The sequence below is a fragment of the Paenibacillus sp. NPDC101420 genome (genome assembly GCF_050277435.1).
GTDB lineage: Bacteria > Bacillota > Bacilli > Paenibacillales > Paenibacillaceae > Paenibacillus_AQ.
In genome coordinates this window covers 453,991-475,659 of the sequence record NZ_JBNNSE010000004.1, presented here as the reverse complement: position 1 = coordinate 475,659, position 21,669 = coordinate 453,991, and the positions used below count along the sequence as shown (strand labels likewise).

Annotated in this window: 22 protein-coding genes; 3 read left to right on the top strand and 19 right to left on the bottom strand. The window is 44.0% G+C overall.

The genetic code is table 11. The features are described from left to right. Positions 1 to 76 precede the first annotated feature (76 nt). The 8 genes from ACQKMP_RS20035 to ACQKMP_RS20000 all read right to left on the bottom strand — a co-directional run bounded on the left by ACQKMP_RS20035 (position 77) and on the right by ACQKMP_RS20000 (position 8,973). Entirely contained in the window at positions 77 to 2,230 is a 2,154-nt protein-coding gene (locus ACQKMP_RS20035) for a glycosyltransferase family 39 protein (protein ID WP_427470595.1), read from the bottom strand. 219 nt (positions 2,231 to 2,449) lie between these two features. Continuing rightward, positions 2,450 to 2,995, bottom strand: a complete 546-nt coding sequence (locus ACQKMP_RS20030; protein ID WP_427470593.1) for a DUF1697 domain-containing protein — start codon at positions 2,993 to 2,995, stop codon at positions 2,450 to 2,452. Between the two features lie 28 nt (positions 2,996 to 3,023). After that, positions 3,024 to 3,842 carry a phosphotransferase family protein gene (locus ACQKMP_RS20025; protein WP_427470591.1) on the bottom strand — a complete coding sequence of 273 codons (819 nt, stop codon included), beginning with the start codon at positions 3,840 to 3,842 and terminating at the stop codon, positions 3,024 to 3,026. A 14-nt stretch (positions 3,843 to 3,856) separates the two neighbouring features. Then, the gene (locus tag ACQKMP_RS20020) at positions 3,857 to 4,153 is read right to left on the bottom strand and encodes an antibiotic biosynthesis monooxygenase family protein (protein WP_427470589.1); all 297 of its coding nucleotides are present in this window, start codon (positions 4,151 to 4,153) and stop codon (positions 3,857 to 3,859) included. A 19-nt stretch (positions 4,154 to 4,172) separates the two neighbouring features. Next, positions 4,173 to 4,799: a hypothetical protein gene (locus ACQKMP_RS20015; RefSeq protein WP_339244592.1), complete on the bottom strand. Its 627-nt coding sequence runs from the start codon at positions 4,797 to 4,799 to the stop codon at positions 4,173 to 4,175. A gap of 126 nt (positions 4,800 to 4,925) precedes the next feature. Then, complete coding sequence (locus ACQKMP_RS20010) at positions 4,926 to 6,032, bottom strand: endospore germination permease (RefSeq protein ID WP_339244589.1); 1,107 nt, start codon at positions 6,030 to 6,032, stop codon at positions 4,926 to 4,928. 239 nt (positions 6,033 to 6,271) lie between these two features. After that, a complete protein-coding gene (locus tag ACQKMP_RS20005) occupies positions 6,272 to 7,426 on the bottom strand; it encodes a Ger(x)C family spore germination protein (RefSeq protein ID WP_427470587.1) in 1,155 nt (384 codons plus the stop codon). Further along, a complete protein-coding gene (locus ACQKMP_RS20000) occupies positions 7,423 to 8,973 on the bottom strand; it encodes a spore germination protein (protein ID WP_427470585.1) in 1,551 nt (516 codons plus the stop codon). Before ACQKMP_RS20000 ends, ACQKMP_RS20005 begins: the two co-directional genes overlap by 4 nt. A gap of 219 nt (positions 8,974 to 9,192) precedes the next feature. Between ACQKMP_RS20000 and ACQKMP_RS19995 the strand changes: the two genes are divergently transcribed. Then, positions 9,193 to 9,510, top strand: coding sequence for an MGMT family protein (locus tag ACQKMP_RS19995; protein WP_042184593.1), 318 nt, complete (start codon positions 9,193 to 9,195; stop codon positions 9,508 to 9,510). On the opposite strand, the gene ACQKMP_RS19990 is transcribed toward ACQKMP_RS19995, so the two are convergent. From ACQKMP_RS19990 to ACQKMP_RS19955, 8 genes are all read right to left on the bottom strand, one after another. Then, positions 9,507 to 10,208 (bottom strand): DUF1361 domain-containing protein, encoded by a 702-nt coding sequence (locus ACQKMP_RS19990; protein WP_076285900.1) that lies wholly within the window; start codon positions 10,206 to 10,208, stop codon positions 9,507 to 9,509. The genes ACQKMP_RS19995 and ACQKMP_RS19990 overlap by 4 nt on opposite strands. Positions 10,209 to 10,439: 231 nt before the next feature. Further along, complete coding sequence (locus ACQKMP_RS19985; protein ID WP_076285901.1) at positions 10,440 to 12,218, bottom strand: SulP family inorganic anion transporter; 1,779 nt, start codon at positions 12,216 to 12,218, stop codon at positions 10,440 to 10,442. A 99-nt stretch (positions 12,219 to 12,317) separates the two neighbouring features. Beyond that, complete coding sequence (locus tag ACQKMP_RS19980) at positions 12,318 to 12,644, bottom strand: ArsR/SmtB family transcription factor (RefSeq protein WP_042123860.1); 327 nt, start codon at positions 12,642 to 12,644, stop codon at positions 12,318 to 12,320. A 72-nt stretch (positions 12,645 to 12,716) separates the two neighbouring features. Next, a complete protein-coding gene (locus ACQKMP_RS19975) occupies positions 12,717 to 13,094 on the bottom strand; it encodes a hypothetical protein (RefSeq protein ID WP_427470582.1) in 378 nt (125 codons plus the stop codon). A 61-nt stretch (positions 13,095 to 13,155) separates the two neighbouring features. Next, positions 13,156 to 14,724 (bottom strand): phospholipase D-like domain-containing protein, encoded by a 1,569-nt coding sequence (locus tag ACQKMP_RS19970; RefSeq protein ID WP_427470580.1) that lies wholly within the window; start codon positions 14,722 to 14,724, stop codon positions 13,156 to 13,158. 173 nt (positions 14,725 to 14,897) lie between these two features. Beyond that, entirely contained in the window at positions 14,898 to 15,191 is a 294-nt protein-coding gene (locus tag ACQKMP_RS19965) for a putative quinol monooxygenase (RefSeq protein ID WP_042184585.1), read from the bottom strand. Positions 15,192 to 15,218: 27 nt separating this feature from the next. After that, a complete protein-coding gene (locus ACQKMP_RS19960; RefSeq protein ID WP_042184583.1) occupies positions 15,219 to 15,860 on the bottom strand; it encodes a nitroreductase family protein in 642 nt (213 codons plus the stop codon). Positions 15,861 to 15,896: 36 nt separating this feature from the next. Continuing rightward, positions 15,897 to 16,325: a MarR family winged helix-turn-helix transcriptional regulator gene (locus tag ACQKMP_RS19955; RefSeq protein WP_042184581.1), complete on the bottom strand. Its 429-nt coding sequence runs from the start codon at positions 16,323 to 16,325 to the stop codon at positions 15,897 to 15,899. 163 nt (positions 16,326 to 16,488) lie between these two features. Here ACQKMP_RS19955 and ACQKMP_RS19950 point away from each other — a divergent pair, with 163 nt between their 5' ends. Beyond that, positions 16,489 to 17,268 (top strand): carbon-nitrogen family hydrolase, encoded by a 780-nt coding sequence (locus ACQKMP_RS19950; protein ID WP_042184580.1) that lies wholly within the window; start codon positions 16,489 to 16,491, stop codon positions 17,266 to 17,268. Positions 17,269 to 17,340: 72 nt separating this feature from the next. Here ACQKMP_RS19950 and ACQKMP_RS19945 read toward each other — a convergent pair whose 3' ends face one another. After that, on the bottom strand, positions 17,341 to 18,270 hold the full coding sequence (locus ACQKMP_RS19945) for a lipoate--protein ligase family protein (RefSeq protein ID WP_427470577.1): 930 nt from the start codon (positions 18,268 to 18,270) through the stop codon (positions 17,341 to 17,343). A 178-nt stretch (positions 18,271 to 18,448) separates the two neighbouring features. On the opposite strand from ACQKMP_RS19945, the gene ACQKMP_RS19940 reads away from it, so the two are divergent. Then, positions 18,449 to 19,333, top strand: coding sequence for a CHAD domain-containing protein (locus ACQKMP_RS19940; protein ID WP_339244571.1), 885 nt, complete (start codon positions 18,449 to 18,451; stop codon positions 19,331 to 19,333). Positions 19,334 to 19,355: 22 nt separating this feature from the next. Here ACQKMP_RS19940 and ACQKMP_RS19935 read toward each other — a convergent pair whose 3' ends face one another. Both ACQKMP_RS19935 and ACQKMP_RS19930 read right to left on the bottom strand, forming a co-directional pair. Further along, positions 19,356 to 20,567, bottom strand: coding sequence for a Ger(x)C family spore germination protein (locus ACQKMP_RS19935; protein ID WP_339244568.1), 1,212 nt, complete (start codon positions 20,565 to 20,567; stop codon positions 19,356 to 19,358). Further along, a complete protein-coding gene (locus ACQKMP_RS19930; protein ID WP_042184574.1) occupies positions 20,564 to 21,655 on the bottom strand; it encodes a GerAB/ArcD/ProY family transporter in 1,092 nt (363 codons plus the stop codon). Before ACQKMP_RS19930 ends, ACQKMP_RS19935 begins: the two co-directional genes overlap by 4 nt. Positions 21,656 to 21,669: the final 14 nt, after the last annotated feature.

The following is a 21,669-nucleotide window of genomic DNA, read 5'->3' as shown; positions in this document are numbered from 1 at the left end:
GCAGCTCCTCCTTAAATTTGAATAATGAAGCGTGCCTGATCTATCTCATAACACGCCTCATAGGATTAACATTCGCCTAGTTTACAGTAACTTTGTATAATGTCCCGCTGTTTCCTCCATCGCTTCCTGCCCAATCGGCTGCTGGAACTTCTGTACCATTCTCTGTGATCCAAGTCGTCAACTCGGAGCTTCCCCCGCGTCCACTACCCATACCACCGCTATTGATCAGGAAGTACTTCACCTTTCCGCTCTCTACAAACGCCTTTAGGGTATCTGGGGTATACACAGTGTCTGAGTTAGAAAATCCGTTCAAAATAACAACCGATGCACCCTTGTCAACGATATAAGGAGCTGCTGTGCCATAATCCAATGTAGCAAAAAGATAAGGCTCTCCAGTATTGTTCTCCTCCAAATAGGACAACAGACTCTCATTCGCACTTGCGGCGCTATTACGTCCAAAATTGCTTGGACTGCCTCCCATTCCCCCTCTACCCTCACTACTAGTCGGGCCCGCCTCAGGGGTTTGACTGTTCAAGCCATAAGTAATGGGGGTAGCTGCCCAGTAAAGCGGCCCAATTAACAATACTAATACGGCTGCAATGCCTGTCGTATATATAAAGGATTTCTTCTTGCCTTTAAGAACTACCAGTACCAGCGAAACCACAATGCCTGCAGCTAAAATCCCAATGGACCAGCCACTGCCGATCGTATCGTTATAAGGATGAACAATGTACCACTGGAAACCTGCTGTAACCAGCGTTGCGGCTGGCAATAGCCAAGACAGCCAACCAGAGTGCTCGCGATATAGCGTCCACAGCTTTGACCATCCTGCACCGACTAGCGCTGCAACTGGCGGAGCCATCATCACCAGATAATATTGATGGAAGAACCCTGCGATACTGAAGAACCCCATAATGGGCACTAACCACGCTAACCAGAAGAGAGCTTCTTTATGAGCCTGGGTAAAGTTCTTTCTCCGCAGATTGGCGAATAATCCAATGATGCCTAGCAATACGAAAGGCAGCATCCAGCTAGCTTGACCTGACAGCTCTGATTGGAACAAGCGCAGTGGGCCTGCTGTTCCTGTATTGAACATTCCGCCTCCGCTTCCACCGCCATTCATGCCGCCGCGATTTCCTCGCCCGCCGTCGTCGCCACCAAATTGCCGGCCTTGACTGTCTGTTCCACTAGGAGGCTGACCTGGTGCACCTCCATCATCGTCACCAGTCTGGCTATTTGAGGTCGAATTTGTGCCTTGCCGGCCCGAAAATGCTGCACGTCCACCATCAGTACCACTATTACTGCCTGACCCATTCATAGCTGGCGTCTCGCCGTTCATGTTCGGCATCTCACCATTCATAGCGGGCATTTCACCGTTCATGTTTGGCATCTCACCGCCATTCATTCCTGGCATTCCACCGCCACCACCACCTGCCCCACGATCCCCCGTTAATCGTGCAACGCCATTGTAGCCAAAAGCAAGATTCAGCACTGAATTGGTACCACTGCTGCCGATATAAGGCCGTTTGCTGGCGGGAATCGAATCCACGATCACTGCCCAGGATAAGGAGACTACAAGCAATATTGCTGTGGAGGCTGCCAATACTCCCGTCTTCCGCTTCCAATTCACTTTGGCAGCTAAGACATAAAAGAAATAAAAAGCCGGTAGAACCATGTACGCCTGCAGCATCTTCTCGTTAAACCCAACACCGATTAACGCAAATGCGGTAAGAAGGCTACCCAGCTTGTTGCTCTTCGTCCCTTTAAATAGAAACCATGCCGCGAGCAGAAGGGTGAATACAAGCAGCGCATCAATATTGTTCGTCCGGCTGACTGCCGCTGCTACCGGAGTAGTCGCCATGACTAGAGCTGCTATACGTGCTGCCGCTCTGCCAAAGGTAGGCTTCACCAGCAGGTATACAAGTAACACGGAGCCCACGCCGCCGAGTGCCTGTGGCAAAATCACACTCCAACCATGCAGCCCGAAGATAAGTGCGCTAAGTGTCTGAATCCAAAAGGTAACTGGTGGTTTATCCACCGTTACTGAACCCGCGGAATCCAATGAAGCGAAGAAGAAATTATGAAAGTTCTGCAGCATACTTCCCACCGCGGTGGTGTAGTATGTATTCACATAGTGGTCGTTCCAAACTCCATAACCATACAAAAAAGCGGCAAGTAATAAAATGAGCCAAAGTATAAGATCCGAGCTTATTTTTTTGAACCTACTCATCTCCATCCACTCCTATCCTTTGATCGTCTATAATTCCGGCAGTTCTGTGCCCCCGGTTCAAACTTTCTGTAGGTGTATTATTTCACCCTTACCTTAACTCTCAATGAGTCCAAGCTGAATGTTTGCTGAATATACAAGGCCACCAGAACGCAAAAAAAGCCCCACAACTGTGGAGGCTTTCTGTTCAAATCCCAACCCAAGCAAATATTTTAAAATAGACTATTCCATTCTGCCCATAGTAACGAGCTTATTCACCGTATTCCAATTACGTGCTGTAAGCGTCATACCCAATATTCTGTCAAAAGGAACCTTGAAAAGCGGCGACTGGCTCACACTGACCTCATATAACACGTACATCTCTCTGCCGACAAAACGCACTTTATCTGGTCCATCCTCATAAGTGCGCAGTTTATCCAATGCTTCCGCTGAAGGCTCGACTGGTAAAAAAGTAACATACCATCTTTTGAATTCCTCTGGCTCGGAGAGCTGAAAGGGATCGTTAGCGATCACGTTCTCCATTTCTGCTAAGGTACGGATAATAACAGAGACCTCGAATCCAAAAACCTCATGAATCTTACGTTCAATGACTCCAGTAAGCAGACTCTCCGAACCTTCATCACTCTCAAATACAACATTTCCGCTCTGAATATACGTTCGTACATTTTCAAATCCAAGAGTCTGAAACATCGCCTTCAGGTCCAACATTTTAATAATTTTGTTCCCGCCGACGTTAATTCCACGCAGCAGCGCAATATAGGTAGTCATAGAATACGCCTCCGTTTTTGTGCCATGATCAGCTTACCTCTGCGGCTAAGGTTTGTAGACGTTTACGAACTTCTTTTACCAGCAGCTCCTTCTCTGGAGGCGAAAGCCCCTCCACCAAACGCGCGGCAGCGATCGGCAAAATCCAGCGGTCTACGTCCTCATAAGTATGTCCTGATAATCTGAGATACTCTTGAATATATCCCTTGGTTAATTTCTTTCTAATAAAACCTATCATCATTCTCGATAAGGCAGAGGCTCCAGGGGGCATGGCTCCCATACTGAACATTACTACAGATCGCGCAGCATCGGCCGCTGGTTCTCCCACCACACCTGTCATCCAGTCGATTACCCAGAGCTGATCATCCATAAGTACATTGTCAGGATGGAAATCTCCATGACATAAATAGGTTCCTTGTGGTAACTTCTCCAGATAGCTCAGGATGGCTGACTTCTCATCTTCACTAAGCATTGGAGCCCCCATGATATTCCACTTCAACATATCCTTCTGCTGTCCAATCTCCTCAGTAATTTCAAGCTTATGCAAATCGTAGTGAAGCCTAGCCATCATTCTGGCATACTTACTAACTTTCCAAGGCTTCTCACCCATCACCTTTAGCAGGGAGGGACCTTTAATTTGTTGAAATACAATACCTTGTCTTGATTGTTCAGAAATGAGTTCAAATGGCTGTGGTGTCCGGACGCCCTGCGAGTGCACAAACTGGCTGATCTTATATTCTCGGCTAATATTCTGTTCTGAAACATCCTCTAGGTACAATTTAAGAATCCTCTGATCATCATGCTGCCAGATCTCCGCTGTTCTGCCTTTTCCAACAAGCTTCGCCTTCATTCGGCAGCCTCCATTTAGTCCAGATTAATGCGGGTAAAATGCTCAACAACCGGAAATGGGTCGTAGTAATGGTGAAGTAGCGCCTTCCATTCCTGATACTGGCTGGATTCTCTGAATCCTATGGTGTGATCTTCAAGCGTTCTCCACTTCACAAGCAGCAGATACTTATGATTATCCTCCAAGCAATGTTGCAATTCATGCCCTATGTAGCCATCGATCGAAGAAATTAAGCTTGATGCCTCCTTGAAGCTTTTTTCAAATTCAGTAGTTAAACCAGGCTTCACTTGCAGCATCGCAGCTTCCAAAATCATAATCAGCATCCTCCAAAGGTTATGTATTTAAAGCATCACGGAAAAATTCATGATAAAAATTAATAATAACAAGCAGAATGGCTAGTGACTCGTTGACCTGCTCTACCTCAAGGCTATGATTAGCATCATCGATTCTATACACTTTTAAATGATGAAGCCCACTAATTTCACCAGAAAGCTGTTCGCTAAATAAAGGGTCGCTTCCCCCATAAATTACAGTCCCACGACTCTGCTGTATCAAAGGGATCGCCTCAGGTAATGGTGTTATATATAGATGAGACGTCTTTTTCTGTATTTCTAGCTCTTCTGCAATTCTCCCTGCTATGACCGAACCCACGCTTTTGCTAATGAATAGAATCTTTTTGTATTCAGGAAGAGATGCAATGGCCGCCTTACATTCCTGAATGAGAATAATCATTTCATCACGCTTAAAACCTACTCTAGCACTCTGGTAGCCATATTCAAGCAGCAGGACATCGCAATTATGTTCCCGAGCTGCTTTGGCCGCATAATCTAGCAGGGGGCGTTCAGCCGAGTAATTTTTACCTGGAAAAATAACAGCCAATGCCTTAGATCCTTGAGTAATATATTTATGTCTAACCTCTCTACCCCAATAAGAGGACATAATGATGTTGCTGACGTTCATACCTGTTTCCCTCTTTTCTAAAACAACCATTCTATATATATCTATCATTATAGCTAACTTATGTTTAGTTTTAAAATCAAAGAATTCCTAATCTTTACTAGAGATCAGGAATGTTCGAAAGTAGGTCTATTGCTGTGATGCCACCTGCTTATTTTTACTTTTACTAACCTTAATTTCAGCACAAATCCACAATATCAACGGAATAATCACCTGAAAAGGAAGCGCATATATTGGATAAATAGTATAGGCAAAATGCTGCATCTCCATAATATCCTTGAAGATAAATCGAGAGAAATAAACCATAATCAATCCCAGCTGAAGCACAACGGATCGGTAGCTCTTCAGTTTGAATAATTTAGCGACTCCAACACTAGCCACATATAAACATAAGCTAGTCTTTATGAATATCGTGATGACAAATCCAAGTGCTGATGATGCCTCCATTCGGGTCAAAAAATCCCCTATATTAATCCGACTAACCGCTACATAAGAGGGGAAGTATAAACTTTGAACAATATCAGGATTGAGAATCAGCAAATTCCGCAGAGAAACGAGCAAAATCACCCCACCAGAAATCAGCAATCCGCTTAGCAGAATCTTTTTGGCTGAGTCTTTTGCCGGCAAATGACTGAACACTCCCATAAAAAGAACAATTTCAGCAAAAGGAAAAGTAAATGACCCAAATGTATCTGCAAATATTGGTGACCATCCACTGGCAAGAAAAGGCTTCAAATAGTGATACTTGAGCTTGGGAATGGCTAAAATTTCAATAAACAGAACCTCAGCTAAAAGAAGCAGCAGAAATAGCTTAGCACATCTCCCAATCACCTCAATTCCTGCCTTAACCACCCAAATACATAACAGACCTACGCATAACATGGGTGCAATCATAGGCGTCTCTGTCAAGGCAACCGTTTTACTAAATTCCCCAAAATTCCGTAGAACGAGGGCCCCCATATGCAGCGCGTACCATATATACATACAAGAAACTACTCTCCCAAAGATAGATCCAAATACGATGATCAATATATCAAATAGATTCTTACCCGGAAAAAGCATATGAAATCTGGCGTATATAAACAGCAGGGGAACCGTTAAAGATATGGCAAAAAGTAGAGCAATCCAGCTACTGTTGCCCGATTTCCCCGGCAGACCCATGAATAGTGAAGTCCCAATAATAAATAGAACAACAATACTTATAGAATGCCCTGTGGGTATGATCTCTTTTTTCATGCTTAAATCTCCTCTTGGACTTGTAACTAAAATAACTTGCTGATCCAGCTTACAATTAAAGGTGAAGGACTAGGAAGCTGCCATTTCATGGCCAATGCAAAAGCAATACAGAAAGAAAACAGACATAGTGTACAACACACATAAAAATCCCGTTTCATCCCTTGCTTTAACAATCCGTAAGGATCCATCAATACAACAAAAAAGTAGATCAAAACAACGATAACAGCCAATTTTATCACCTATTCTTGATGGATCTGGATAGATCTTGAGTTTTGAGCACTGCTCTCAATAATTACTGTTGAATTTACAACCACATCTAGATCAGAGAATTCCCGCTCCCAATCTTTATCTAGCTCGGTCCAGGTCTTAGGCATATTCTCAAAGATAATCTCTCCGAATCCAAAAATATCGGAATGATATTCTTGCTGCAACTTTTTAATTACAGAGAGAATATGCTTCTGTAATTCCTTAGCGGCACGCTTCTCTATAACATTCTTACTATTCAGACTAGTGAATCCTTCAGTAGTCATTACCTCATCAAGCCCGGTATGTGTGACCATATTTATCTGTAATTGAAGCTTACCGTTTACCCAAACAGGCTTTACTTTTGTTTTATTGGAAAAAATCTCAAGTGTGAAGTCGGGGGCTCCCTTTTCGTTATTCACGGTTAACACCCCACCCTTTATCTCATCTTTAATAAACAACATGTACTTGGTCTCTTCGCCACTCAGTTTGCCAATCATTTTGTCCATTTTGAATATAGCAGTTCCACTAACACGCGGATTTTTCTGACCATTTTTTTCGTGGATATAAATAAGAGGAGCTATAGCACAATCCCCGGGCGTCTCCAGCTTTTCAATGAAGTCCCAAATCTCCACAACCGGGGCCGTACTAACATTTTGTTCAATTGCCATCTGCTGAGCAAGACCATAAGACATAATAGTTTCTGTTGAGCTATTTAAATTAATTACTTCCTGAGCCGTCTTCTCTTTAGAAACAAACACGTATACATCCGATCGAGTTTCTGTATCTCTGTTGTACCAATCAATCACTTTTACAACCCCTTCCTTCGCTATCTCCTCGCTGAGGATGATCGCCTTGGAATGACTCCAAAATAGTTTCTTTCCCGTGATTGAAATCATGCTTCTTACAATATCAAACATCGTTTTTCCTGAAAGACTAACCATCTTATAACCCGCTTGACTAGATTTCATCCCCTCTTTCGTATCCACAATTTCGACCGTTGCTAGTAGCTTCCCGTCAGAATCCTTATCGATGCCCACACCTGCTACAACTGCCCTATCTTCAATTTCGGCGTAATCCCAACAACCCAAGGTACTTACCAGAAGTAATAGCGATATACAAGCTAGCAACCCTTTTTTGAATTTTTTCATGACCGATTCCTTACTTTATTGGTCGCTTTTCTCTTTCGGTTACGCGCTCCAATCATCGCCGGACGTAAATACATATGCCACCATGGCGCCCTTATAGCTGTATCCTTAATGTCCTGCGGATGAATAGAACCTACTCCAAGCATGTACTGAACCCCAAAGGAACGTAAACTCATCAAATGAATCACTAAACCGATCACACCCAAAAAATACCCATATAATCCCAGAAAAAAGGTTACGAACAGCAAAAGCGACCTTACTACGATTAGAGGACCTGTCAGTCTTGGGTTAAGCAAAGCCATAATTCCTGTTAAACCCACTACAATAATCATAGGAGCGCTAACGATTCTCGCTTCCACAGCCGCCTGACCCAGTACAAGCGCACCTACGATGCTAATCGCCTGACCAATGTAGGTCGGTATTCGTTCTCCTGCCTCTCGCAGAATTTCAAATATCGTTAGCATGAACAAGACCTCCACCACAGTTGGAAAAGGAACGGCTACTCTCGACGTTGAAATACTAAGTAACAACATGGTAGGCAGCATTTCCTGACTATAGGTAACCAACGCTACGTACAAAGCAGGAATACTAATAGACAAAAAGGCTCCAAGTACCCTTATCATTCGGTTAAACGAACCAAAGTAATAGTTAATATAATAATCAGCACTGGCCTGAAAATTCTCCACAAACAAATAGGGCACTGTCATTGCATAAGGACTGCCTTCCATTAATAAGGCAACTCTACCCTCCATAATTTTGCTTACTACAGAATCAGGACGTTCTGTGCTTCCCGTCATTTCAAAGGGTGAAAAGGGTTCATCTCGAATAAGCTCCGAAAGAATAGACGTATCCAATACAACATCTATGTCCACCTGTTGAATTCGGTTTTGCAGCTCTTTAACAACATCCGGTGAGGCCAAACCTTCGATATAACAAATACAAGTTTGTGTTTTGGAGCGAGTCCCGACTTGACCATAAATAATCTTTAAGTCCGGACTTTGCACTCTTCGGCGAATGAGCGTCAAGTTTACAAGCAGCGACTCTGTAAAACCTTCTCGCGGACCCTTTACGCTTTTTTCCGTCACAGGCTCCGCGATAGCCTTCGTTTCCCACCCCTGCGCACTAATGTTAAGCGCACCCGCAAAGCCATCCATCAGAAACAATGTTTTTCCAGCTACGACCGCGCTAACCATCTCATCCAAACTCGTAGAGCAAACCACATCGCTAATGTTAATAACCAGCGTCCGAATTTTCTCCATCATTTCAGCTGTATTCCCGCTATCCATTGCTGTAAAATCAAAATCCATTAGAGGCTTTATCACCCCGTACTGGATCATTTCCCTGTTTACCATTCCGTCTACATAGACTAATCCGCAGCGGATGCCGTCACTATGGATATTATTTATCACCCTTATTCTTAGTGTTCCATCATCCTTGAAGATTTGTCGAAACAGCTTCATCATTTCATCTAGTGACGTACTCGGAGTCTGTCCAGACGTCGTATTTTTTAGGGAATCTTTGCGGTTACCATCTGCTGTCTGTTTCTCCACAGTAGTCACTCCTGTCACAATAGTTTCCTAGAAATTATCCCCCATCTCACTAAATACTATCCGCCAAAATTATACTTAAAAGGGATCAACTTCTTCACAAAGGAAAGTAAAATCCTTCTGTTAAAATAAAAAAGCCGCTTTAGCAGCGGCATGTTGAATGTTTATGATTGTAGTGATCATCTGGTATAATTTGATGAAAATAAGAGATAGGAGCTCCCTATGACACCATTTACAGAACAAGTGATTCGTATCATACAATCTATACCTGAAGGAAAAGTAATGACTTACGGAGGCGTTGCTCGTGCGGCAGGAAGCCCAAGAGGCGCAAGGCAGGTAGTTCGTATCCTTCACTCCATGAGTAGAAAATATAAGCTTCCCTGGCATCGGGTTATCAACGCCAAAGGAATGATCGCCTTGACTGAAGATGAATCCAACTCCCTCCAGAAGCTTTATTTACAGGAGGAAGGGATTATTTTTAATGAAAAAGGTGTGGTAGATCTGAAGCAATACCAATTTGATCCGGAATTTATGGATTAACCACGTATGCGCTTAGCGCCCCTTCCTCTTTCACTGGTTCCAAGACCATTCAGCAAACAGTACATCGTAGCGTAGATAACCAGCAATACAAACGCAATGAACAAGCTGAAAAATACCGACTGTCGATTCAAGCTGTCCATAACCAGTTGGTACAACTGATGCCGGTCCGTCAGTACATCCCAGCTATTCAGCCTGTAGACTCGGCCAAGCAGGACACCATACCCCCCAAGTACACATGCTGCGAATACGAATATCCAAGAGAACAGCAGGCTGCTTTTGCGATAAACAACCGTCTGGAACTGGTATAAAGAGAAGAAACCAGTCAACCAGCCGCTCCAAGTGAACAATAAGAGGGTAACCAGATCATACCAATACCGATTCTGAATGGTGCCATCCACGATATATCTGCTTTTTCTTATCGTCAGATGCACCAGATCCGTCATGAGATAAGGCGCGTTCGGAAAGAACAGCAGCCAAGCGACGCCTAGCGGAACAAGCAGCAAGCCGCCTATCTTCCTTTTATCCAGTTCATAAGCAGCCATAGAGAACAGGAACGGAATCCAAGCCAGGAATAAATTCCAGAGTAAAAATGCATAAAACGAATCCGTCTGTAGTGACACTACACGATATACGGCCAATGTCGCCACAGACAGACCTGCCAAGAGCATAAACACCTTCGGATAATGCAATTCCTTCATGAGCTTATATTCTCCTTATCGAGATAGTTTACATTTAACTTATACCCAATTGTACAAATTTGGCATTCCCAAGTCCAATCTCAAGCTTAAACGCCTTTATCGCCCTTATTAGGACGATCAGCGTTTAAGCGAGAAATATAAGGATAATATATAATGTGAAACTTAAATTCATATATTTGAACAGAAAAACCCGGACGCAGAAACGTCCGGGCTGACTCTTATCTATTTCACTCAAAGACCACTATTTAGTTCAGGTGCAATTACAGGTTTCTTGCGCCCTTTCAGACCGCGCACACTTCCCGCCTCTTCCAGACAGGAGAACGCTGTACACTCCCTAAAAGCGGCATGGCTACATCCAATACACTTGTTGTAATCGATGCTGTTAAGTGCGTCATTAATGGCTTCCCCGGTGTGCGGATAAAACTGAGCCTCACCTATGGTACTATACAGTCCAGTTCTCTTGAGTAGCTCAAGCGGCTGTGGCTGAATACCTGAAATCATAAGTTTCCCTCCAACAGCTTGTAAATGCCGCACAAGCTCTGCTAAATTGGATTCTCCAGTGGTATCCATGAAGGGTACTTTCCCCATCCGCATTAATATAATTCTAGGTTGATCTGAACCATAGCTTGGCATAGTGTCATCGAATCGATAAGCAGCGCCAAAAAACAGCGGACCTTCCACCGTGTAAATTCCAATTTGCGGACAGTCATGACTCTCCGTAACCATATGTGCCTCTACCTTAACGGACTTCGGATCAGGCAGCACTTTGGCTACCAAATGAACCTCTCCCATTCGTTTCACAAACAAAATAACCGCAAGAATTAATCCCACCTCTACAGCCAGCGTTAAATCTGCAAATATCGTTAACAAGAAGGTGATGAATAACACCAAGGAATCGCCGGTCTTGATCTTAAGCAGATGAAGGAACTCTTTGCGCTCACTCATATTCCAAGCTACTACCATTAAGATCGGTGCCATCGCAGCTAAAGGAATACTGGAAGCATAGGGTGCGAGCAACAGGAGAATTAGAAACACCACAACACCGTGAACGATCCCCGAGATGGGAGAAACAGCGCCACTCTTGATGTTCGTCGCTGTTCTAGCAATTGCTCCTGTCGCTGGTATGCCCCCGAACAATGGAGCAGCAATATTTGCGATTCCCTGACCGATCAGCTCTCGGTTACTATTATGGCGGCTGCCTGTCATTCCATCCGCTACAACAGCGGATAACAATGACTCTATAGCACCTAGCATTGCAATGATAAATGCCGGACGAATTAGCAGGGTAATTCGTTCCCAAGTAATGTCCGGAAATCGAAAGCTCGGTAAGGTATTAGGGATTTCTCCATAAGCAGAGCCAATCGTAGTCACTTTGCCGCTAAAGAATAACGCAGCAACCACAGTCGCGCACAGAAGACCTACCAATGATCCAGGCACCTTCGGAGCGAATCGAATCGCTAGGATAACGACGGCAAGACAAATCACGGCGGTCAGAATACTGTATCCATTCATCGTCGATAGATGAAGCCCTATTTCTTTCATATTATTTACAAAGCTCTCATGCCGTTCTATATTCCTTAGTCCAAGGAAATTAGCAATCTGCCCGGTGAAGATAATGACCGCTATCCCTGCTGTGAAACCAATCGTTACTGGCCTCGGAATAAACTTAATCAATACACCCAACTTTAATAATCCCATGAGAACTAGAATAACCCCTGCCATCATCCCAGCGATAAGCAAGTTCTCATAGCCATACTCCATCGCAATGGCAAACAAGATAGGAATAAAAGCACCTGTTGGCCCACCAATTTGAAATTTTGATCCTCCGAACAATGAAATACATATTCCGGCAACGATTGTCGTGTAAATGCCATACTCCGGTTTTACACCGGATGCAATAGCAAATGCCATCCCCAAAGGAATGGCAATAACACCAACGATTGTTCCCGAAATCAAATCCTTGCGAAATGCATTCATGTTGTAGCCTTTATATCGGCCCCACCCTGTCATGATCAAACCTTCTTTTCTTTAAATATCTGATTATTTGAATATAAGAAGAACATTACTCTAGGACGCAACTGTTGTCAACGCCAAAATAATGTTATTCCTTTATTCTCCGCGCATACCTTCGAGCAATGAAATGGTATTCACCAGATGGTTATCAAATATTTGTTTGGCTACGACCAGAAGATCTTTAATTAGAGGATCACGTAACGAATAGATCACAGTGGTGCCTTCTTTTACACTGGCTACTACATTCTTGGCGCGTAAAACAGCTAGCTGCTGGGATACAGCAGAGCCTTCTGATCCTAGAATGGCTTGTAGCTCATTCACATTCTTCTCACCTTCGCTGAGCAGTTCCAGTATACGAATTCGCATCGGATGAGCCAGCGCCTTGAAGAATTCGGTCTTAAATTGCTGAATTTCGGTGTTCATAGACTTCTACTCCTCATACTTACTTCTGAATCTAATGCTATCTTTGTATGTTATCTTAGTCCCTGATAAGCGTCAAATACTCAAAGGGTAGATACTCACATTACGAACCTGTACTTCTACAAACACACCAAGCGCCATAGGCTCACCGAGACACTCGAACATCACTAAACTTTCACCTATTCGCAAAAATCCTGTTCCGTCCTCTTCAATATTCTCCAGCACACCGGTAAAAACAACCTTATCTCCCTCTAACCTAGTATTGAACTCACTAGCAGGTGCAGGCAGAATGTCCACCCATCTCATCAGCAGCTCCGAAAGCTCGAATTCCACATCTGTTTCCATATCTGGCTCCACAGGAGCACCGCACCAGATCCCCCGACCCTCGCCAAACTCTGTGCGAAAGAATACCTCATCCTTTTTTATGCCATTCTTTGTAATTTTGATTTTCATAGCTATGATTCCACCTTGATAATTTATAACGATCATTATACATGACAATGAACCGATATTATCAAGTGTAATTCTGAGTAACTTTATTCAGATACATACTAGGATGCAGCCAAGGATGCTTAAAGAACTCACTTTTCTTCGTAATTCTCCTTGAGACACCCAGATCATAATCGATCATAGACTTTATCCGCGCTGCGAATGCCTCCCCTTTCACCAGTATTCCCAGCTCGAAATCGTGGCAGGCGCTTCTCTCATTGATGTTGTAGGAGCCATGAAATACCGCCCGTGATCTATGGTCATAGGTTATTTTCCAATGTGAAAAACGACCTGTGAAGCTGTAATCATAAAAGGAAACCCCATTGAGAAACGGCTTATACATATTGCCTCGTACCGCCGCAGTATTGGTAGGATGATCATTAACCTTCAGCGGATTGCAGATGCTCAGATGACAGGAACAGTCTGGCCCCAGCTCCCCCAGCCGATCCCAAAACTCTTGATCAATCAAATAAGGATTTACAATCACCGTCTCCTCAGTCGCATAGGTAATTAAATTCAAATAGTATTGCTGAATTAAGTTAACTGGATTACCCGGAAAGCTTGCAAACAGTGTACATTCTTCCTCCCCAAAATGATAATTTACATTCGGATGGTAGAAGGCATCATCCACGTCAAAATGATCACCTCCCAGAAGTAACCAACGGGAATGAAACTTAGCATTTAAAGGCTGCGCCGCCGCGCCACGGATCCGGAAGCAGCCATCATGCCACTCCTCTTTTTTACTAGGAATCCCCTGTAGATGTCCTTCTATACTGATCGAAGAAGATGCCTGAACAGGCGTCACGTACGTGTATTGATCTCCAATATTCAGGCTGCCAATAATAGAGGTTACCCCATCAATGACCATAAACTTCCGATGATCAATGACATTCAGCCCAGTGATTTCAACGTCCTCTTGTACTTTATCCTGTAAGAACAGGATACTTTCCGGTACGCCTTGTTGCTTCAGCGCCTTCCGCTTCACACGCCATTCTACGGCTGTATAATAAGAATTGAAGGTATTCAACAGCTTAGCTCCTGCATTCTCGAGCCTTTCAGAAATCTTGGAAAATTGACCAAACGCCAGATTGTTCTCATACCCTAAAGCTGTCAGCACGTAATTGACCATGATCCGTACCTTCACCCCCCGTTTAAGGGCGTGAAATAATTCATCTGCAACCAGATTGCCTGAACGGTCATTAAAGAAGAGCATCACGGACAGGTGAATATAATGCTGTGCCTTCTTTATTTCTTCTAGTATCATCCCTAGGCACTCGGGTCCATTCACGTAAGGATCTACTTGGTTATTCCATGTGGTTTGTGGGGCCAGAGCTTTTAGCTTGTCTGAATCTAATCTGTCTAATACTTCAGTAAGTTGCCCCAGCAATCTTGGGCTAAAGCCAGGAACCTGAAATAGCTGCTGACCCTCCGTAATGACTCCGCCAATGGACTGTCGGTATGCTCTAGCCGCCTCCAGATCGATCCCCATCAGCCTGTGCTCCGCCTCTTCTCCTGCTTCGCCCATAATGCGGGCAAGTGAACCGCCTGATAAATAATAGTTCACCATATCGATCATATTTTTCTGTGTTTCCATATGTAAGATCCCCTATCTTTATTGTGATTGCACATGTATCAAGGTAAGGATAGATACCCTTGAACTCCTCCTTATAAACGGGGAACATAAAAAACAGGAATGCCCCGCAGCCATTATGGCTATGGAACATCCCTGTTTAAGATCAACCAGGATTCACTAAGAATCGAGATAACTTATTTCACTTGCTCTGCGCTAAATACTTTTACGTCTAGTGGCGCAGCCAAGAATTCACCAGCTTTAGCTGAGAACGCAGTAAAATGAGCGCTCGTATTGTGGCTGGATACGGCTTCAGCGTCGCGCCAAGTCTCCACCATAATAAATGAGTTTGCTTCTCCAGCATTCTCATACAGCTCGTAAGAGAGATTTCCTTCTTCAGCGTGAGTAGCTGTGAGAAGTGTTTTGGACTCCGCTAAAAACTGCTCGCGACGTTCTGGATTCACTTTAAGTACTGCATGGATAATGATCATTGTATTTTCCTCCTAAGGTATAAAGTATTATTTCCACTCAGCAATTTTATCGATAGGCAAACGGACAGATGGGTAACCTGCATCAACAGCCTTACCGATGGAAAGCAACATTACAGGAACATAACGATCTTTTTCCATGCCAAACGCTTCTGCGATTTGATCTTTTTCATAACCGCCGATTGGGTTTGTATCGTATCCATGTGCACGGGCAACCAGCATCAATTGCATTGCAACAAGAGCACCATCAATAAGCACAGTATCTTTGTTAACTTCACGTGGCAAGGTAGCAAAGTGAGCAGATAATCTAGTTAATTGGTTTTCTTTTACTTCAGCAGGCATTAGTCCACGTTCAACAGCTGTGCCATAAATCTCCTCTGCATAGTCGAAATTGTTCAAATCACCGAAGATGGCAATCATAGCTGCAGAGGTTTCAACTTGTACGCCATTAAAGCGAGCAAGAGGAGCTAAAGTAGCTTTTGCTTCGTCACTTTCAATAACAAGAAACCGCCAAGGCTGCATATTTACAGAAGAAGGTGCAAGAGTCGCTTCCGTAAGAATCTGAGTCATCTCTTCTTTGCTGATCTTAACGGATGGATCATATTTGCGGATAGAGCGGCGACCCGTAATAATTTCTTTAAAATCATTGGTTTGTGTTTGTGTAGCGTTCATATGTGTATTTCTCCTTTGAGTGTGTGATTTTGGTAGTTACAACAGATTGATATTAGATTGCAGACGATTAAGCATATCTATGAGCACTTTTCGCTCCTGATCGTTAAATCCAGTAAGCAGAGTAGCGACAAATCGTCTCTTCTCTTCGCCATATTGAATCATTCTTTCCCGCCCTTGATCCGTTAATGAGACCAATGTAACCCTGTTATCTGCTGGGTTGTTGCGGCGAGTGATCGTACCACTCTCTTCCATCCCTTTCAAGTGCCGAGTGACGGCGGCCGCATCTATATCCATGCCCTTTTGCAGCGTAATTTGGCTGACTTCATCCACCTGGAATAGTTCATGCAGGAGGCGAAGCCGTGTGGGACTAATGCCAGCACATCGTTCGAATTTCGGACAGATTCCCTTGTTTAATGCCTGCAGCAGTTCAAATATGCGGTCTTCCTCAGGATAGTGCTCCGTCAAAATATACCTCCTTAATAAATTTAATTGTTCACAATTGTTTTGTATAAAATTATACTAACCGATAATCATTGACCCGTCAACTAATATATCAAATCATTTTTTAAAAATCAACATTGCTTATCCTCTTATGGTGCTATAGTCTTGAACAAAAAGGAGGAATCCTATGAGAATCTCCCTGATTCAGCTGGATATAGCATTTGGCAAACCCGATATGAATTATGCTGCTGTAGCAAATAAAATTAGTGTAGCTGCCGCCACAGTCCCCGACTGTCTTATTCTCCCTGAGCTTTGGACCACTGGCTATGATCTGACCCGACTAGAGGATATTGGTGATCCAGAAGGGGAAATTACCAAGGAATTCATCTCCAGATTAGCCAGACAATACAACATCAATATCGTCGCTGGTTCAGTCGCTAGCAGGAACGCCTCCGGTGTAACTAATCGTATGTTTGTATTTAATCGAACTGGAGAACTCGTTGGCGAATACAGTAAGCTACATTTGTTTCAGCTAATGGATGAACATCTATATTTGCAGCCTGGAGAAGACAAAGGCCTCTTCACATTGGAGGGCACGTTATGTGCCGGATTAATCTGTTATGATATCCGATTTCCAGAGTGGGTTCGTGCTCATACCGCACAAGGTGCAGAAATCTTGTTTATCAGTGCAGAATGGCCATTATCCAGGCTGTCACATTGGCGTGCACTACTGATCAGCCGAGCGATCGAGAACCAATGTTATGTAGTAGCCTGTAACCGTGCAGGAAGCGATCCTAACAATACCTTTGCTGGGCATTCTATGATAATTGATCCTTGGGGAGATATTTTATGTGAAGCTTCTGAAGGGGAAGAAATCCTAACGGGGGATATCGATTTACATATGGTGCGTGAAATTCGAGCACAAATCCCGATTTTTTCAGACAGACGTCCGGACTTATATGATTAAAAAGGACGTAACAGATGCTGGCCTCTCGCCAGACTTCTGTTTCGTCCTTTCTTAACGATGCGCAATATCCATTTATCCTTGGGCATAACGTTCATGCAGGACTCGCGCAGCATCCAGAACACGCGGATCTTCATAGTCTAGGAAATATCCGGTCTCCTGCTGTAGCCTGTCAGAGGATTTAAGCACCACTCCACGGTGGGCTAATGCTTGTCTAATGCCTTCGGCAAATACTTCAGTCGCATTCGGTCCGCCTAGTTCGCCAAGCCCAGCGATCGTCTCTGGACGAACCCGCGGATAAGATAATGCTGAGTCTCCTCCAGAGGCTTGCTCATAGAATTTATGAATGAGTTCACCACGTTCCTGTCCCGAACCTGAAACCACTACAAATGCATGTACGAAATAGGCATTATTTTGTCTGCGCTGAGCAATGCCGCAAAATTTCCGCCCACCGATCGCCAAATCGAAGTCTCCCGGGCAGTAAGAACCAACAATTTCACCAGCCTCAATTTGAGCTGCAGCCTGTGGATGACTCATAGCAACTGCCTCAGTGATCAGAGAAGCCAGAAGCCTAAAGTCATCATGAAAGTCCAGCTTTCCGCGTCCTTTGGGGAGAACTAGCGAAACATTAACAATTCCATCATCCAGAGGCACCGCAGCACCACCGGAATGTCTTACCGCTGTACGAATTCCTTGCTGCTCCAACTTAGCCATCGCTTGAGCCGCGTACGGAAGCTTGCTGTCCCGTAGGCCGAGCACAACACCACCGGAATGACTCCATAGGTGCAGACTAGGAGGAACAAGTCCCGCTCCGACATCCCTACAAAGGGTCTCTTCAAAGGCGAACGGGATCAACATCTCCCCGATGCCCCCTGCTTTCTCATCTATCCTGTCATCCTTTAAGATTAGATGCTGGAAAAGTCCCATTTCTGCAGGAAGTCCGATGACTTCTTTACTTCTATCAACAGATCCATTGATCATTGCATCGTATTCCCGAGTATCCACCGATTCCCCTCTTTCCCGTATTATCCGTAATATTGTAATCAATCTGCCTCGCTAGTGCGAAATCAGAATTGAAATGAGGTTATGATAACGCTATCCTTATAGTATACGAACATACCCCAGCTCGAATAGGGGGTAGCCTTAGGTTCATGCTATACACAACGTTAAGGAGTGATGCCGCATGACAGTGGAAGTGATGAAGGAACGACAGTTAACCAAGACAAGACAATGGGAACAGGCACTTAACCTGCTGTATATTGATTTCTGGGATTACTGCCATGATGCACTTAGCAAATTCGATGACGAGGACATTCACCAAGCAAGAGTGAACTGCCGCAAGCTGTTAACACTGCTATCCATTCTCGACCCTGGTCATACTCTAGGACTATACCCTCTATTTGAAAGAGCCCAAAAGAGATTAGGCAAGGTCAGAGATGCAGACGTTCTGATTGAATCGTTCAAGACTAAACGCAAACAAGCCAAGGAAAACGGCGATATAAAGACCGCAGAGTTGTTGAAGGCAGTGATCGACCATCAAAAGGACAAGCGCAAAACTTATCGTAAGAAGCTGGCCGATGAGCTGCCTAAGCTAATCAATGAAGATCTGGATGAGAAGTGGAAAGCCTTCCTTAGTGAACAGCTTGAGGCCCTGGTAGCGAAAAAAGATGCCAACGTTGTCATTCGCGAACTTGAGGTAGCTTACGAGCAGAAGAAAAAAGCTTGCAAGGCTATATTTCGTGGACAAGATGCCGAATCAGAAGCAGCCTTCGACTCACTGCATGAGCTGAGGATGGCTGCTAAGGAACTGCGATATACCGCTAGTGCAGCCTCTTTTGCGTTAAATCAAAAATTTCATGCCCATGAGGAAATATATAAGCAGATCCAAGATCAGCTCGGGCTGATAAACGATAAACGCCTTTGGCTGGAAACACTAAATGCTATTGGGCGGGAAGAGCTGAATGTCGGCAAAAAAACATGGAATAACTTTACTGAGCAATTAAAAACCGAAGTACTCGTTGCGCTGCACCAAAATGATGTCATACCGCTCACACATCAAATGAAGTAACTCTGAACCTTTTACAATGTCTCTATTCAGCTGTTGTATCTGATGCGCCATATTCTTCTATATTCACATTTACTTCATAGGTAATCGGAATTTGGCTGAAGGTTTCGTCCCAGTTATCCTTGACGCTCCGCCATACGGCTGGATGCTGATTATGTAGACTGGTGCCGAAACCGGCAGCTTCGGTATGCAGCTCCTTCTGCATCTTTGTTACAGTAGTTTGCACCATTTCTAGGACACGCTTCTGCAGCAAGGCTTTATCCTTCTTTACAATTCCGTCGTGTAATTTCTTCGATTTCTCGGCAAAGACCTCAGCATATCTACCTGTAGATGTTATTTTCACGTTAAAAGAGATCTGACCATTATTCACATTGGCTTTGATCTTGCTATGCATGGTTTTAACCTCATAGGTTAAGAGGTCATTGGTATCCGGATTATACGTCTTAAGCACTCCCCCTAGCCCCCTTCCGGTCAACCAAGCCATCCCTTCCAGCTCCGACTCATCCAAAAACCCAACAAGCTTCCCCGTTTCCCCGTTGATTACACCTGCTCCCGATAGCTTTGTCTCCTGATCAATAGGGATAACATTTTGCAATAAGAAGCTTTTCTTTCCTTGCAACGGGCCAACTACTTTAGCCAGAGATACCGGCTCCCATATCCCCATATTCCGGTCTCTGTTATTGAATATCCCTTCAAGTACAAAGGCAGGAGTCTGACCCGGCAGCGCATTTTCCAATACATCCTTGGCCATTCCCTTGCTGACAAATAACATAACACTCGGACGAATATCATTATCCCGCGTAAAGAAATCTATGATTTTAGTAAGGTTATTGGAACGCGCGAGTTTTTCACTAATCACAATAACCTTTAAATGATGACCAATCGGAGTGCGTCTAGTACGCAGTGAAAGCTGCCGCATCGCTTCAAAGATAGAATCGCTAGTTTCACTCATATTATAGTAATTCTTAAAGGAGGAGGAAGAGGAACTGGCAGAAGACTTCATGACGGCGCCTCCCGATCCTTGTGGAATCGTAAATTGATAGGTACTTATTATTTTTTCAGGCTTCTTATGGCTCCCACCTTCCGGATTAGCTACTCCCTCGCCTCCTGACTCCTCCGCACTGTCTAGTGCAACACCAATCTGCATGTTTAATTCCTCGATCGGTACGCTGCTCCAGCAGCCTGATAACAGAGAACATAGTACAGTGAGTACGATCCACAACCTCCATTTTTTCATGAAGCAGCCCTCCGGAAGTATGTGATGATTAATAATGGTAAAGGAAGCACTCCGAATAAAATAAGCATACAATCACCAATGCCTGATCCTAAAGCAAACAAAGCATTCACATTAGGAGGAATCCTAGAAACTATATAAACAACCGGAAGTAATGCCAATAAACAGCTTTTGAAGCTTCTATGAATGATTTGAGACAAACCTAACGCCGCTGCATAAATCGCAACACAAAAGGTACAAAAGATCTGCATAATCCAGATCACCAGCAACAACGACTCAAACCTTTCAAAGATGAGATAGTTCACCTCAAAGCTACGTACAAGATCGAGAAACGGCCAGGTTCTTGTGAGAACTCCATCTATAGAAAAGGCACCTATGGTTGCTACAACTGCCAGGACATAAAATATCGTCGATATACAGGTTCCGGCTATAATTACCTTTACTGCTTTTTGGGGCTTGTCCATAAAAGCAACAACGAACAGCATCGCTTCACCAGCTGTAAAGGTCAGAATGGTTGGCCTGATCCCTTTCCATACGGGTTCCATTCCCTCTCCCAGTACTGGAAGTAGATTATTGAGGTCAAAAACTTCGAAACTTAGCAGACAAACCCCCAGAAACACTGTCCAGGTAATCGGAACAATAAGTCTGCACATGCTAGTGATCGCATTAATTCCTCCTCTGCATAAATAGAAGGCGATCCATATAAAAGCAGCCACTATCGCCCAAGGAGGTGTTCCTTCCAGTAGAAAAAAAGAGGTCACTTCCTGCACCGAACGTATCTCAAAGCCGGCAATACTGAGAAAATACCCAATGACTCCTATTGAGAGAACCACTCCGAGTGGTTTGCCGATGATCTTCCCGATATATTGAAAAAAAGTTTGGCCTGGAAACCTTTGACTAAGTTTCACAATGATCAAGCCTAACAGAAAGGAGATTAATCCCCCTAAAAAAATACTTATCCATACATCTGGACTACCACTGGCCTCTACAATGGTCCGAGGAAGCGTAAGTACCCCTGCCGCAATCGTATAATTGGCTAGAATGATCGTCGCTTGAACAGCAGTTATTCGATCCTTTACCTCGGCGCTCATGTTCTCTTCCTCCT